We start from the raw sequence: 300 nt of genomic DNA, 5'->3' as shown, positions 1-300 counted from the left end.
AGTGGTAGTGATGCGCGTGGCCGCCGCCGTCGCGGACCCGCCGCTCGTCCTTTTTCGTCAGCCTGCCGTGGGCGTCGTGGTGATAAAACCAGCGGGCGTCCTCGCTGACGCGGTTATCCGGGAAGCGCGCGGGCAGCGCCGGGTACCGCTCCCGGTCCGCTATCCGGTTACCCGCCGGGTCGGTGAAGTAGTCATCCGTGGCGTTTGCCGGAGCCAGGACGACCTGGCTCAGCCGTCCCGCCGCGTCGTACCGGTAGTGCCGCCGCCGCAGGGGCTCGCGGATACGGGCCAGCTGCCCCC

Annotated in this window: 1 protein-coding gene; it reads left to right on the top strand. The window is 71.3% G+C overall.

The features are described 5' to 3' along the window. Positions 1 to 79 precede the first annotated feature (79 nt). Positions 80 to 300, top strand: a 221-nt coding sequence (locus tag GYRE_RS23060; RefSeq protein WP_156102670.1) for a hypothetical protein, incomplete at its 3' end; no start/stop codon positions are given.

This window comes from Yokenella regensburgei ATCC 49455 (assembly GCF_000735455.1).
Classification (GTDB): domain Bacteria; phylum Pseudomonadota; class Gammaproteobacteria; order Enterobacterales; family Enterobacteriaceae; genus Yokenella; species Yokenella regensburgei.
Note: the sequence above shows the minus strand (reverse complement) of the source record. Positions and strands in the feature narration are given on the sequence as shown.